Below are 13928 nucleotides of genomic sequence, written 5' to 3'. Positions count from 1 at the left end.
CTCATCAGGTAAGTATTCCACATATTAACATGCTCAGTGAGGCACTGGAAATCACACTGGAGAAAGTTTTTCTGAACGTTCAAACTCTTGGGAATATTGGTCCGGCAGCATTACCAATAACCCTAAAAATGGCTGAAGAGGCTGGCCAGTTGGTCAAGGGCAATCATGTTGCCCTCCTTGGTATTGGTAGTGGTTTGAATTGTACTGGTATGAGTGTGACCTGGTAAAAAATTTGCGGTAAATTTCTTTAAGTAAAATGTTAAGGGGATGTGGGATTTCGCCCCAATACATTATCCATAACCCAATTTGTTCTTGAGGCACTTGCTCCAGTACTTGGGCACCTGCCAACACCTCGAAGCTCATCGACAACAAGTTGAATCAAGGGTTGCTGGATGTGTAGCGGGTTCGGAATATTGAAATGCTCCACACCACTTTGTGAGCGGACAGAAACTACGTCTTCTGCGAAATGTGTATATTCAACCTCTCCTGTCGTACCAATAATTTTGGTTAGATCAATATCTTCACCATAATTAAAATTCCAGATACCACTCCCTATTAATCCATTCTCAAATTGGAATTCAGCTTCGACAAAATCCTCAGCTTGGTAATGCTTCCCATTATTGGCAATTATTCCTGATGCGCTGCTGATATTCCCCAGCAAATATTGTAAGAGGTCAAAGATGTGGGACCCCAGGTCACAAAAATAACCACATCCAGCAACTTCAGGGTCAACTCGCCAGTTAGATTCTCCAGAAATATCCATAGCCTTAGCAGAATGAAGTAGCCTGATTTGAACTTCTTGAATCTCTCCCAGTTGTCCTGATTCAATTATTTCTTTTACTTTTATAAAGCGGGGGAGTGCTCGACGATAATAAGCCACAAAGAGGGGGACCTCATGCTTTTTGCAGATTTTTATCATCTCCTGACATTCTGCATAACTATTGGCCATGGGTTTTTCTACATAAACTGGTTTCCCAGTCTGGGCGGCCAGTTGTGTGTAGTGCAAATGTGAGTCAGGAGGAGTGGCGATATAGATGGCATTAATATCGGGATCGTTTACCAGTTTCTGCGCACCATCATACCATTTCCGAACACCATGGCGTTTGGCAAAATCTTCAGCCAGTTGTCCATCTCGACGCATGACTCCAACTAGATCGGAATGGGCAACATTTTGAAAAGCTGGACCACTCTTAACTTCCATGACATCACCACAACCAATACTGCCCCAACGGATATCCTCCATGCACCACATCTCCTCTTTATCAGAATACATTTCTGTATTGAAAAATGTGCAGCGAACGTATCTTGTGCTGTTGTAAAAATCAATGAGGATTATATATGAAATCATTCAACAAGACACTCATCCTTTTTATTTGCGCTATTTTACCAGTCGTGACTTTGGCAGATGATAAAGTTGTCATCGATCTCAAGGTGCCCCTTGTTGAAACCGCTGATCTCGCTCCCGCTCAGGCTGGAGCTACTGTTTACCTGATGAAATCTGAGTGGGCCACGGTTTCTGAAATCAAAGAGGATGTTGCAGTTTGGATGACGGGGTATGAGCGCAAAAAGAATTTTCTAGGACAGCAAGTAGTGTCTCTCACCCTTGAAGTGCGGGAACCATCCAGTATTCGGACGGGGAATCTCATCAAGAAACAGACTGTTACAGTCCGCTATCGAGTAAGTGCCTCGGATACAGCGCGGTTCAAACAAGATTTCTTGAATGAGCTAGATGATCTATCTCAAGAATTACAAATAGAGGCATATTTCTTAGGGGTGAAAATTGAATCTGTCTTGAGGGGCATTCTTAAATAATTCAATTGAGTCGACTACATTGATTTACTCTGATCAGTAAGGGGCGGGTAGAACAAAAAGTCAAATGCTTTAAGCTCTCGACGCATTTTCATGATCTCCAACTTTTCGTAAATGTCGAATAAAATTTCCCAGAATGCAGGGCTGTGATTTTTTTCCCGTGTATGTGCCAGTTCGTGAACTAAGACGTAATCCCGCAAGTAATCCGGCAGGAAATACAATTTTTGATTCAGACTGATATTGTCATGAGCTGAGCAAGAGCCCCAGCGACTTTTTTGATCTCTCAGTGAGACCTTGTTATAGCTGAAGTCATGTTCTTGTGCGAGTTCATATAGTCTTGAGGTTAGGGAGTGTCTGATCTGAGATTTGCTGGTTGAATTGTGCAATGAATAGTGTTCGATGGACTTTTGCTCTGTGATCCGAGCCCGCTCCAGGGCCTGACGAATCCATGAGCGCTTGCTATTCATAAAACTACTGGCTTTTTTCAAGGAGATGCCTGTGGGGAATTTTACTACTACACCCCTAAATGGTTGAACAAAAATGTGAATTGACTGAACGTTCCTCACTGCAGTAAAATGGATATCACCAAATTCTGGATCAGTAAGTATTGATATGTTAGAGTGCTGAGCTTTAGTTCGGGAGAAGATGTTCACTCACCTGGGTCAATTCACGGGTTTTAGTGATTATTGATGGGTAGCTGAGTTTAAGAATCTGTGCCATCCGCTGTTTATTATACCCATATTTTTCATAGAGGTAGTGGATGATTTCCCGCTCAAAAATGCTGTTGATGGCATCCCAGGACAGTTCCTCATGCTCCTCAATAAAGTTGAAGAGACTATGATTCTCTGTGGTGCTTGAATTGGTTTTTTCTGGAAGCTGATAACCCCGTTTTTTAAGACGGTCCTGGAGCGAGTATAAGGTGGAAGCAGGCATATTCAATTTTGCTGCCATGACTTTGCTATTTGGCTGAATTTTATGATGATAGCAAATCAATTGGTGCTGAAAAATATCCTTGATGTCTTTCCATGGTTTTCCCTGAGAAAAAGCGAAACGATCCACAGAATCCTGTTTACCTGACAGGGGTTTAGAAGGTCTTTTTTGGCCAATGAATCTCACATATGCATCCACCACATCTTTACGATCCCCAGTGAGACTAATTCCGTGACTTGCATAGCGTATTGCGTGCTCATAACCCTGTCGATAGTAATATTCGGCCTGTTCGTGGTCTTTGAAGTGATTCTCATAAGTCTGACCGAGATAGTGAAATTCACCTGGGACATTGGGAATAGCGTCGAGCTTTGTACTTACCTTCAATGCATTTTTCATATAATCAATTGACTTATCAATGTCAGATCTCGCTTTAGCCAATAGAGCTAAATTTTCGTTCAGCATTGGTAGAATTGGGTCATAATCACCCTCAATTATTATTGCTTTATATACTTGTTCAGCTTCATCAAGTTTATTTTCTTTATAAAGAGCAAAGCCAAGGGCATTCTTTAATTGCTTAAGATTTACCGTTAAATTCATTTTGTTAGCAATTCTGATCGCAGAATTATAATATTTGTAAGTTGATTTAAAATCGTTCCGAATTCTGGATAGTATGGCTGCAGCCCTATAGCCAATACAAGCTAGTGTCCACAATCCGTTTTTCTCAAGCGATTTAACATTAGATATTACATTTGATACCGGAAAATTCACCCATTTTGCTTGATTGACTGCAATTCTATAGTCAAAAGCCAATTCAAAAGTATCGATTGAAGTCAGATTTTTTCCCATCAATAAATATGGTAATGCTGATAGGTAATGTCCGATTTTTTCATGATGACTAGTCAAAACATAATAATAAAGGGCAGTTATTTCAGATTGAATACTCTCATTTAGAAAATTCTGATGAGAGAAAATTAATTTAGATGCTTCAACTAATCTTTTATGACTTTCAAAATCTTGTCCAGAAATTGACATAATTCGTGCTTCACCAATTTCTAGGAGTGGCAATCGCCAATCATTTAGTTGGATATCGTTTCTAAGAGTTTTGTATAATTGCTCTGTCTTGGTAGAATTACCAAATCCTAACATGAGAAGAAATTCCCAATATTCAGAATCCCTGCCTTTTAATTTAATAGATTTTAGATATGTGCTGAGATGATCGATGCCTTGGAGTTCTGATTCCATAGGAATCAAGTTAACCCCAATTGATAAAAACGAAAATAGCTAACTTATATGAAGTATTTCGTGATTAGCCCTCAACACCCGAGGCAAATAGAAAGGGGGGTATGAGATATCGTTCTGGCAATCTGGCTATAATTTGACCTGAGTCATCCCTGGCCAAAATTTCGCATGCGACCTTGCGACCAGCAATTTTTTTTTCAAGTTCTAACTTGGCTAGAATGCCTGAAAGCGTAGAGGTTGAGGGCTTGTCCATGCCATGAATTTTTACTTTTGCTGCATATTTATCTGTAAGTCGATGTTCATCTTCAAACTGAACGTTCATTACAAAAGTATTGCCATCAACTATACTGGTAACCAATCCGGAGATTATCTTATTTTTTATGGCTGGCATTTCCTGTCCCAATCTGTAGGGAGAGCGGGAGGGTAGCGGTTGCTTATCTTGATTAATGACACGCATGATGGGGGGGACGCTGGATTATGAACGTTTTGACTTTATTTGACATGAATAGGTTGACTTCATAAGTAGCTGAAATGTATTCACTCCCATTCATATAGACAATAAAAATATTTATATATTATAAAATATATTATACATTATAATAAAATTGCTATATTGGAACCGGAGGAAACACTTAAAAAGGAGAGTTAAAGATGAGAATTACAACAGTGGTTTTACTGGTATTATTTTTAATCATCGGTTGCGAAAATCCACAGGACCTGTCAAACGAACAGACCTTATACAAGGGGCAAGTTGTACAGAACGGACCGGCTCCATTCTTACAAAATGGGAATAACCTGGCTAAGGATGGTAGCGGAGTTTTAGTCCTTGCTGAAGAAATTCCAAATGGAATTGTTTATGGACTAGATGGTGACCCCACGGTTTATACTGCTGAGGGTGGCGAAATTCTTCCCATAAAAAGCTGGGTAGGCAATGCGAATGAGAATCCACTCGAAGTGAGTCTCACCTCTAAAGTGGCCATCAAGTTTGAATCCTTGACCAAGGTCACCATCGTTGAAGCTCTAAACATGATTTATGTTGACGAGAATGGGATTGAGGTCTTATTTTCAGGCAGTGGAATAATCAACACCACAGATATTTCAACTGGCACAAGTGGTATTGCAGTTCTGATTTGTACGGTTGAATTTTCTATCGGTGGTGAGGGTGGTGAAATAGGGTAAATAATTGTTGGATTTAACCTATTAATTCCATTATTTAGGACACATAATGCAAAAATCTGTTATTAAAAGACCAAAAACCAACGAGTGGCTTGAGTTTATCAGCCGTCTTGGGTTGGTCAGTATTGAGGATGCCCGCAATGTTTTCCTCTCTGGTGACTATTCACAGATTTCAGATCTTCATCAAAAGGCACTATTCGCTGCAGGTCGTGGAAAAACCCTGAGTCTTGAGGGCAACCTCATCGGTTCAAAATTGACCCTGGATGAAGCTCAGCTCTTGGCTGAGACCAGCAACGCAGAGCGTGGATATCCTGTTAGAGATGAAGTCCTGGCATATATCAATTATGAACGGGGTGTGTTCTTTGAAAAATTTGGAGAATATCATTCTGGTTTAAGCCTTTACCGATCGGCAAAACGTCTGGCAGAATCCATTACGTTGAATTCAGTGATAGATTATCAATTGTCAGCACACTTGCTCCAGGCGGGTGCAGGTGAAAAATTAGAGGAAGTTAAGAATTGGATTCAATTTTTCCATGACCACGAAATGCAAATCATGCATTTGGTTTCAATCAGAAGATTGGCGAAATATTATCGTGTAGAAAAAGCGTATTCCAAGGCCAAAAAATTGCTTGCTGAGGGAAATGAATTTGCCCTGAAGTTCGAATATCCCTTCATGGTTGAGCAAATAAAAAACTCATTTGGCTACTTGATCTTCCAGATGGGTGAGATACAGGAAGCTCGCAAGATTTTTCAGGATCTCATGGAAGGGGTCCAAAGTCGCTATTTATATGCAACCATTTTGGAAAATCATACCCTGACTTATTATAGTGAAGGTGATTATGAGGCCGCTGTCCACTATCTTGGGCAGGCTATTGATCATAGTCAGAAATATGATATCCTCTCTCAAATACCTGATGAATGTTTGTTTATGGGTGATATGCAAAGAGACAAACTTCAACACCCTGACGTTGCAACCAAATACTATGAGATAGGATCCCGGGTTGCTCTAAAGATGGCAGAACATGGCTTTAGTTTAAAAGGTGACAGACTGGAGGTCGTTCAACGCTTTAATGATCGACCGAAGGTTGGCTATAGCATTCCAGACACCATAGGTCCCCCTGCAGAGCCATTTTCTTTTGCCTTGGGACAATCCTGGAAACAAATCAACGACGTATTTCAGTTCCATCTCATACAAAAACACCTGGAATCCGACATTATCATCTCAGAACTTCCAGCAAAGCTCGATTTAAAAACCAGCACTTACTATGCAATCAAGCGTCGTTTAAGCCAACACGGATTTGACTTTGAAAGTATCCCATCTAAGATTCCGGTGAAATTGCAAAGCCACGAGTTAGTAGCCTTGAATACCTATGTCGGTGGTCTCACTGAACTCACTTGGAACAAGGCCAACGAACAGTTTGAGAAGGAAATAATCGAGTATCTTTTCAAACAGGTTGGATATCAGAAAACGAAGCTGGCCAAGGAATTGGATATTAGTTATCCCACCGTCCTACAAAAAACAAAATCACTTAAGAGGGTGTAACTTTATCCACATAAGATTGTAACATCATATCTGCAACAATGTATGACTCTCATACATCCTCCCTGAGCCCCGATTAACCGGGGCTCATTTGTTATCCGATTTTCCTCATAAGCCACATGAGGGAAGTCTTGTAACACCCAGTATCATACTGGTAATGAGACATTTTTATGATTAAGTTAATTAGTATTTGCCGATAATAAGTGTGAAGTCAAATTATAAGCTATCTTTACTCGATGTAATGAAATTTTGATGCGATGATTGGATAAGAAAATCTATGCGCTATTATGAGTTGATTGGATTAAAGAGAGAACCATTCTCAATGACTCCCGATCCGGAATTCTTTTTCGAATCGAAAGCGCATGGTGAAATCCTCAATCGTCTGGAAATCGCATTGAGATTGAACCGAGGTCTTTCCGTCATCATGGGTGGCATTGGGACTGGAAAAACGACCCTGTCACGTCTGCTGCTCAGCCGTTTTATAGATTTCGGTAAAGATTTCCAGTTTTATCTCATTATGGATCCCACCTGGGAGAATACTCGTGAGTTTCTGGTATATTTAAAACGATTATTTGGACTGAGAGGTAGTTCCCTTTACCAGTCTGAGATGCTGAACCAACTCGAAAATTTCCTCATTGATACGGCCATTAAAAAAGGTAAGCAAATCGTGCTAATTATTGATGAAGGCCAAAAAATGGGCACAGAGCAAATTGAGGTTATCCGAACTCTGCTCAATTTTGAGACCAATAGCCGGAAATTAATTCAAGTGGTTATCTTTGCTCAACCCGAATTCAAAGAAGTCGTTTCCGCCCACGAAAATTTTAAGGATAGGATCGCCTTTGGGGCAACAATTCCTGCTCTGGACAGGGAAGATACCATCGCCTTTGTAGACTTCAGAATAAATGAAGCGGGTTATGAGGGTGATGAACCTCTATTTTCCCAGGAAGCCAAGGAGATGATTTACCAGCATACTGGTGGCTATCCCCGAAAAATTGTAAATATGTGCCATCACCTCATTGTTGACATGTTGGTCTATAATAACAAATCAGTGGATGGCGCTGCCGTATTAAATCGCATCAACAGTGATGATAATAATTATGCCGGCTGACGAAAAAGATTCTGCGGCGACCAATCGTCTGTTGGATCTGTTAAGGTCTCAGCAGACTGGTAAATCGACCACCGAGGGAAATGCCAGTGGCACCGTGGACGCCAATACACCTCCTGAAAAACAAGAGGGTTCCAAGGAAAAGAAATCAACATCACCTGCAGTAAGCACGAGCATTGTACCTGATACCATTGTTGATGAAGTCCCTCCCAAAGAAGAAAAATCTGCATCTGATAGCTCTGATGAAATCAGAGCAAAACTAGGGAAACTCACTGCAAAAAAAGCCGACGTTCCACCAACTGAAGAACCCATTAAAGATGAGGTAGTTGATACGGAAGCTGTTCCCCAGGGAATAGCTGCTGATTTAATGGATACTCCTCAAGATGTTGAATCAGAGCCATCAACAGATCCTGATAAAGTTGCATCGCATGATAGTGATATCGACTTGGAAGAAAAATCCCAGCTCATAGATCCAACCTATTTTCAAATTCATAAAGATGTTCCCAAGCCAAATAAGGTCATTGATCTTTTCTACGAATTCAGCAATTGGGCTTTTGGCGTTAGAAAAAAAATCACTTTTCAATGCACTCCAGAATCCATAAGAGTCCTCAAGACCGTCTCAGCTGGCAATCGCAATGTTGTGGAAAGTATGGATGTATACCCGCTTCCATTTGAAATAGATGATGAAAAGATCACCCATCGAGATGAACTGCTCACCTACATTTTAGACACGTTCGATGCAAAGCTCTGGAAGAAGGATACCATGTTCCGCATGTATTCTTCCTTTATAGAAACACATACAAAAATATTTAAAGCACCTCCAGTGAAGGGCAAGGAGATCGCTGAACTCATTACCTGGACCGCCAAAAAGAATCTCCCTTTTAGCAGTGACAATATCAACATCGACCATATGGTGTTGGATTCTGAAAAAGGAGAGCTCAAGAAGAATATCATTATTGGTGTGGGTAACAATGAATCCATCACCTTTATGTCAGATCTATTTAAAAAGAAAAAGTTTGACCTTCAAAATGTGACTACGATTCCTTTTATCGATTGGGAAACGTTTAAACATTGTTATCCAGATCGTCTACGGGGTTGTATCGCCATTGTACATATGAATCAAAATGAAACCACCATCACCATGGTCAAGTCAGGTCGAATGGAGTTCACGCGTGAGATGGCGGTTGGGGTGAAAGATTATCATAAAGCTCTGATTCAAAGGGTTATGGTAGGTAATGATGCTGTTAATATTACTGAAACAATGGCCACTGAATATCTCATGCGATATGGAATCCCCATCGATACGGATCAGGACATTCCGGAAACGGGGATCAGTCTATACAAGATTTCAATTTTCCTGAGACCTATCGTTGAAAGAATGACCAGCGAAATAAACCGATCCTTGGATTATTTCCGAAAACAGGTGGCTGACGTGGAGTGTCAGGAAATCTATCTTACTGGACCGGGAGCTGCCATCCCCAACCTGGTAGAAGTATTTGCAATCCAGCTTGAACGAACCACGGAGCATTTGAATCCCCTCCGACAGGGAGATTTTGAGTTTTCAGATCAGTTTGAATTAGATCATCAGCTGATACCAATTTTTGCCACGAATTTTGGCCTGGCCCTGAAAACCTCAGAAGGTATCAACCTTCTACCAATTGCACGGAAGCAACATTTCCAGTTCAAGGTCTTTAATAAATTGAGCATTTTTCTCACGACAATTCTGATTCCCATATATCTTCTTCTCGGCTATTTCGCATACATGGAAGAGAATGTCCTGGAAGAAAGTGTCGCAAATATGAACAGGCAGTGGCAGAAATTATCTGAGCAATCCCAGGAATATTTCATCATGCTTGACGATCTTGAGTTTCTAGGAAATTATTGGGGATTTTTAGAAAATGATGGCATCAATTCTGAAAATCAGATAAAACTTTTAAAACTGATTTCATCAGAAATCCCTGACAACATTAAGGTGACCTCTCTCGTTTTCAGACCGGCAAGTTCCAAAGAAGCAGGATCAGTTATTAAGCAGGCAGCCCATGTTGACCGTATTGCCTTGAGTGGGATAGTCAATGCTCATGCTGGAATTGCAGATATTCAACTCACGAATTTTATCATGCGTCTTGAAAGTTTAAACATGTTCACCAGTATTGATCGAGAGGGCTCACCCAGTTCAGATGACTCCAGGCTCCTGTTTACACTGAAAATTGGCATAGGTGTCAAGTGAATCGAAACATTTTCTTCGGAACAATATTTTTCCTGCTCTTGGCAACAGGCGGGTGGTTCTATTACACCGTGGCAGTGGCGGGTGCCAGCATATCTGATCTCGAAGTTGAGTTGGCAGTCATTAATAATCGCTTTGATGAATTGGCCGGGGTAACTGAGAGTTATGATGAGTTCAAGCTCAGGTTTAGTGAAAAGATTGAGCATTTTGATACACTTAAAACCGTCGTTCCTGACAATCAGGACTATGGTTCTGTGCTAGAACAAATTCGTCAAATATCTGAGCGCCACAAATTGCAAATCCTAAGCTTCGAGCCCTCTCTAAATGATACCTATCCAGCCCTGTTTACTGAGATGAAGATTCCCAAAAATCATGTGAAGTGTTATCCATTGCAAATAAAGTTTTATGGAGACTTTCTCACAATCGGCGCCTTCCTGGATGATCTACTTGAAATGCACCACCTGGTGAATATCGCAAATATCAAACTGGAAACCGAGATGGAATACGGTGGCATGTTGACCTGCGAATTAAACTTATACACCTACATTTTCATCGAAGGAGCCTAGTTTAGTGTTTAAGCAATTAAATGCTCGATCCGCCATACTCCTGGCAATCTTATTAAGCGCCATGATATACGGATTATTTGATGCTGGGATTATTGGTTCTGGTTCTGGAGATGGGGATAATTTGTTTGGGCTGGCAACAGGCGGATCTTCAGAACCGGCCTCAGCTCGTGAAGTTTCTGAATCCAGGACCTCGGCACCGCTTAGATCATTAGTCTGGAGGGGTGGCTGGGAGTCAGATCCATTTTTTTATGCTGAAGCTGAGACAACCAATGCGCTGGGCGGAGGAATTCTTGGTTCCTTATTTGGGAATTTAGATGGGGATGATGTACCAAGTCTTGATTTAACCGGTATATCATGGGTCGGAAATGTTGGGATGGCACTGATTAATGGAGATATATTGGAAGAAGGAGACAGGGTGGCCGGATACCAGATCACCAAGATCGCATTTGATCATATTATCTTGCGAAGAGGAACCAGTATTGTAAAGGTCAATATGGATGAATAATAAATTTCGTTATATCATATTTGTGGCACATCTACTTTGTGCGTTCACTCTTTCTGCAGCTCCTAAAACAGTATTGAACTGGGTTTCTACCTTTGTGGCTAATGGTGAGGCCGGTCTTGAGATATCCCTTTCCAATCGCGTTGATTTTCGGGAAAGTGTTGGGCAATCACCCCCAAAAATCACACTGACTTTTCCTAAAACCAGCCTGGCGCAGGACAATTTTACCCGTACAACCAACGTTACGCCCCTCATGCGTCTTTCTGTAAAGAAAAACCCCTACGATGATGATGAAGTCATAGTTGAGATGCTCTTTTCCAAGATTCCCCAATACACAACTCAGTGGCTGGGAGATGATTTACTGTTAGTGTCCTGGCCTGAAGTTCGGGAAAGAAAAGCGCCAAGACGTCGGGATCGACGAGCAGATTTGCCTGGTACCATCAGCATGAATTTTAAAGGTGCTGATATGATTGACATCCTGCGACTTCTGTCAGCTCAGCACCAAATCAATATTATCACTGGACCTGAGGTGGAGGGTGAAGTTACAGTGTCACTGAAGGATGTCGATCTTTGGACATCTCTCGACGCCATTTTAAAAGTGAATGGATATGACTGGTTCCAACAGGGAAATATTGTTGTGGTTAAGTCAGCTGATGAAGAAATGTTTGGAGAGCTTGATACCCGAGTATTCAAAATGAATTATGTGGATGCCAGCGCCGTCTCATCTGCGCTTTCAAGTGTTTTAAGTGAGAAGGGTCAAGTTCAACTCTATTCACCTGTCATGGCCGGAACCGCTGGAGGCGGGGGTGGCGGAGGCGGGGGTGGTGATGCCGCTGGAGGCGGAGGCGGCGGAGGCGGTGGTGGTGCGGCTGCTGGTGCCTTAGGCGGTGGAGGCGGTGGTGCGGCCGCTGGCGGCGGTGGTGCTGCTGGTGGTGGCGGTGGAGCCACTGGTGGAGCAGTTTACGACCATATTGTCATCACAGATTTAGCTCAAAATTTTGACCGTATTCAAAGTATTATCAATGAATTGGATAAAAAAATTCCTCAGATCAATATTGCTGTAAAATTTATTGAGACCAAACTTACTGATGATGAACGCCTTGGAATAAATTGGGATTTAAGAACCAGTTTGACAGGTCCCAGCATTCAAGCTGATGCCGGGACAGTAGAAAATTTGATTGAGCTTGGAACTACAATATTAAGTAGTGGGAGCCAACTGAGACTTGCAACACTTAGCATCCCTATGTTTTCTTCTCTCCTTGAGTTAATGGGATCCGATGCTGATACGAGACTGCTTCAGGAACCCCAGGTCACGACTTTTGAGAATACCACAGCCGAAATTGCCATTGGTACTTCTTACCCCGTACTCATACCTGGCTCAGATGCTACAGCCTTTGGCGCTGAAACCTATCAATTTGAAGATGTTGAAATTAATGTTTCTCTCAGTGTGACCCCCCGAATCAATGAGGAGCGGTTCGTGAGTCTGAACCTGAGTGCCACAGTGCAAGCGCTAGTTGGTTTTGCCGGACCTAATTCGGATCGGCCTATTATTTCGGATAGATCAACTACAACTCGGGTTATGGTTGGGAATGGGGAGACTCTGCTTATCGGTGGTTTAATCTTTGACCAGGTGAATGAGTCTACAACTTCTCCACCCCTTATTGGTAGCATTCCCTTTTTGAAAAGATTTTTCACCCATACGCGTACATCTACCGAGCAGCGAGAATTGCTCATATTTATTACTCCGAATATCATCAATAAATAGAGAGACATCTAATGGAACTGGAAATACTGGATTTACTGATTTTCATGAGGGAAAGTGGTGCTTCAGATCTTCACTTACACCCCTTTTCCAGGCCAATTGTCCGTGTAGATGGTGAAATGCGAAAAACGGATATTCCGCCTATGCTTCCTGAGGATCTGCATATTCTCATATATGGTATTATGACCGAAGTACAGCGTAAAACCTTTGAAGAAGATATGGAGTTGGATTTTGCAGCTGACTTTAAAGGTATCGGTCGCTTCAGAGTAAATGTGTTTAAGAGTATCCATGGTGATTCAGCTGTTCTCCGGAGTATCAATGAAAAGGTATTTTCATTTGAAGACCTGGGCTTACCTGTGGGTCTCAAGGACATGGCTCACAAGGACAAAGGTCTTTTTTTAGTGACGGGACCTACTGGAAGTGGAAAATCTACAACCCTGAACACCATTATCGATTATATCAATCGAACCCAAAAAAAACACATCATCACCATTGAAGATCCTGTGGAATTTACCCATACCAGCCAACAATCATTGATTACCCAAAGAGAGGTTGGTACCACAACACATGGATTTGCACAAGCCCTGCGAGCTGCCCTCAGAGAAGACCCTGATGTGATTGTGGTAGGTGAAATGCGAGATCCTGAGACCACTGCCCTAGCCGTCACAGCGGCAGAAACAGGACACCTGGTTTTTGGGACCCTCCATACAGTCAATACCACAAAAACTCTGGATCGGGTCATTGATCAATTTCCTGCGAATCAGCAGGACCAGATCAGGATCATGATCAGCGATACCATCGTGACAATTTTATCTCAAATGCTCCTCAAGAAGAAGGGTGGGGGACGAGTGGCTGCTTTTGAAGTTCTCACAGGGACTCCTGCAGTAGCGAACCTAATTAGAGAAGCCAAAACATTCCAGCTTCGTTCTATTTTACAGATGGGATCCGCACAAGGTATGATGACCCTCGAGCAATCCTTGGGTGCTTTGGTAAAAGATGGTCATGTTGATCTCGAAGCAGCACTTCAAGTTGCCGCATTTCCTGAAGATCTTGAGAAATTGGTGGAGGGCTAATT

The 13928-nt window shown here is 41.9% G+C and carries 14 protein-coding genes; 10 read left to right on the top strand and 4 right to left on the bottom strand.

Annotation, left to right across the window (positions count from 1 at the left end):
• A partial coding sequence (locus ISR87_12555) for a 3-oxoacyl-ACP synthase III (GenBank protein ID MBL7026273.1) occupies window positions 1-227 on the top strand: 227 nt, incomplete at its 5' end.
• Between the two features lie 32 nt (window positions 228-259).
• Here ISR87_12555 and ISR87_12550 read toward each other — a convergent pair.
• A complete protein-coding gene (locus ISR87_12550; GenBank protein ID MBL7026272.1) occupies window positions 260-1243 on the bottom strand; it encodes a Gfo/Idh/MocA family oxidoreductase in 984 nt (327 codons plus the stop codon).
• A 95-nt stretch (window positions 1244-1338) separates the two neighbouring features.
• On the opposite strand from ISR87_12550, the gene ISR87_12545 reads away from it, so the two are divergent.
• Window positions 1339-1812, top strand: a complete 474-nt coding sequence (locus ISR87_12545) for a hypothetical protein (GenBank protein ID MBL7026271.1) — start codon at window positions 1339-1341, stop codon at window positions 1810-1812.
• Window positions 1813-1826: 14 nt separating this feature from the next.
• On the opposite strand, the gene ISR87_12540 is transcribed toward ISR87_12545, so the two are convergent.
• The 3 genes from ISR87_12540 to ISR87_12530 all read right to left on the bottom strand — a co-directional run bounded on the left by ISR87_12540 (window position 1827) and on the right by ISR87_12530 (window position 4369).
• Window positions 1827-2276 (bottom strand): M48 family metallopeptidase, encoded by a 450-nt coding sequence (locus ISR87_12540; GenBank protein ID MBL7026270.1) that lies wholly within the window; start codon window positions 2274-2276, stop codon window positions 1827-1829.
• Window positions 2277-2439: 163 nt separating this feature from the next.
• Window positions 2440-3981 (bottom strand): hypothetical protein, encoded by a 1542-nt coding sequence (locus ISR87_12535; GenBank protein MBL7026269.1) that lies wholly within the window; start codon window positions 3979-3981, stop codon window positions 2440-2442.
• Window positions 3982-4045: 64 nt separating this feature from the next.
• Window positions 4046-4369 (bottom strand): hypothetical protein, encoded by a 324-nt coding sequence (locus ISR87_12530; protein MBL7026268.1) that lies wholly within the window; start codon window positions 4367-4369, stop codon window positions 4046-4048.
• A 260-nt stretch (window positions 4370-4629) separates the two neighbouring features.
• Between ISR87_12530 and ISR87_12525 the strand changes: the two genes are divergently transcribed.
• From ISR87_12525 to ISR87_12490, 8 genes are all read left to right on the top strand, one after another.
• Window positions 4630-5157, top strand: a complete 528-nt coding sequence (locus tag ISR87_12525; GenBank protein ID MBL7026267.1) for a hypothetical protein — start codon at window positions 4630-4632, stop codon at window positions 5155-5157.
• A gap of 46 nt (window positions 5158-5203) precedes the next feature.
• The gene (locus ISR87_12520) at window positions 5204-6697 is read left to right on the top strand and encodes a tetratricopeptide repeat protein (protein ID MBL7026266.1); all 1494 of its coding nucleotides are present in this window, start codon (window positions 5204-5206) and stop codon (window positions 6695-6697) included.
• A 274-nt stretch (window positions 6698-6971) separates the two neighbouring features.
• On the top strand, window positions 6972-7802 hold the full coding sequence (locus ISR87_12515) for an AAA family ATPase (GenBank protein MBL7026265.1): 831 nt from the start codon (window positions 6972-6974) through the stop codon (window positions 7800-7802).
• Window positions 7792-10026, top strand: a complete 2235-nt coding sequence (gene pilM / locus ISR87_12510) for a pilus assembly protein PilM (protein MBL7026264.1) — start codon at window positions 7792-7794, stop codon at window positions 10024-10026. The genes ISR87_12515 and pilM overlap by 11 nt, the downstream gene beginning before the upstream one ends.
• Entirely contained in the window at window positions 10023-10589 is a 567-nt protein-coding gene (gene pilO, locus ISR87_12505; GenBank protein MBL7026263.1) for a type 4a pilus biogenesis protein PilO, read from the top strand. The genes pilM and pilO overlap by 4 nt, the downstream gene beginning before the upstream one ends.
• Before the next feature lie 4 nt (window positions 10590-10593).
• Window positions 10594-11094, top strand: a complete 501-nt coding sequence (locus tag ISR87_12500) for a hypothetical protein (protein ID MBL7026262.1) — start codon at window positions 10594-10596, stop codon at window positions 11092-11094.
• Window positions 11087-12856 carry a hypothetical protein gene (locus ISR87_12495; GenBank protein ID MBL7026261.1) on the top strand — a complete coding sequence of 590 codons (1770 nt, stop codon included), beginning with the start codon at window positions 11087-11089 and terminating at the stop codon, window positions 12854-12856. The genes ISR87_12500 and ISR87_12495 overlap by 8 nt, the downstream gene beginning before the upstream one ends.
• Window positions 12857-12873: 17 nt before the next feature.
• A complete protein-coding gene (locus tag ISR87_12490) occupies window positions 12874-13926 on the top strand; it encodes a type IV pilus twitching motility protein PilT (GenBank protein MBL7026260.1) in 1053 nt (350 codons plus the stop codon).
• Window positions 13927-13928: the final 2 nt, after the last annotated feature.

It is taken from the genome of Candidatus Neomarinimicrobiota bacterium (assembly GCA_016784545.1).
Taxonomy (GTDB): Bacteria; Fidelibacterota; UBA8477; order UBA8477; family JABMPR01; genus JABMPR01.
Note: the sequence above shows the minus strand (reverse complement) of the source record. Positions and strands in the feature narration are given on the sequence as shown.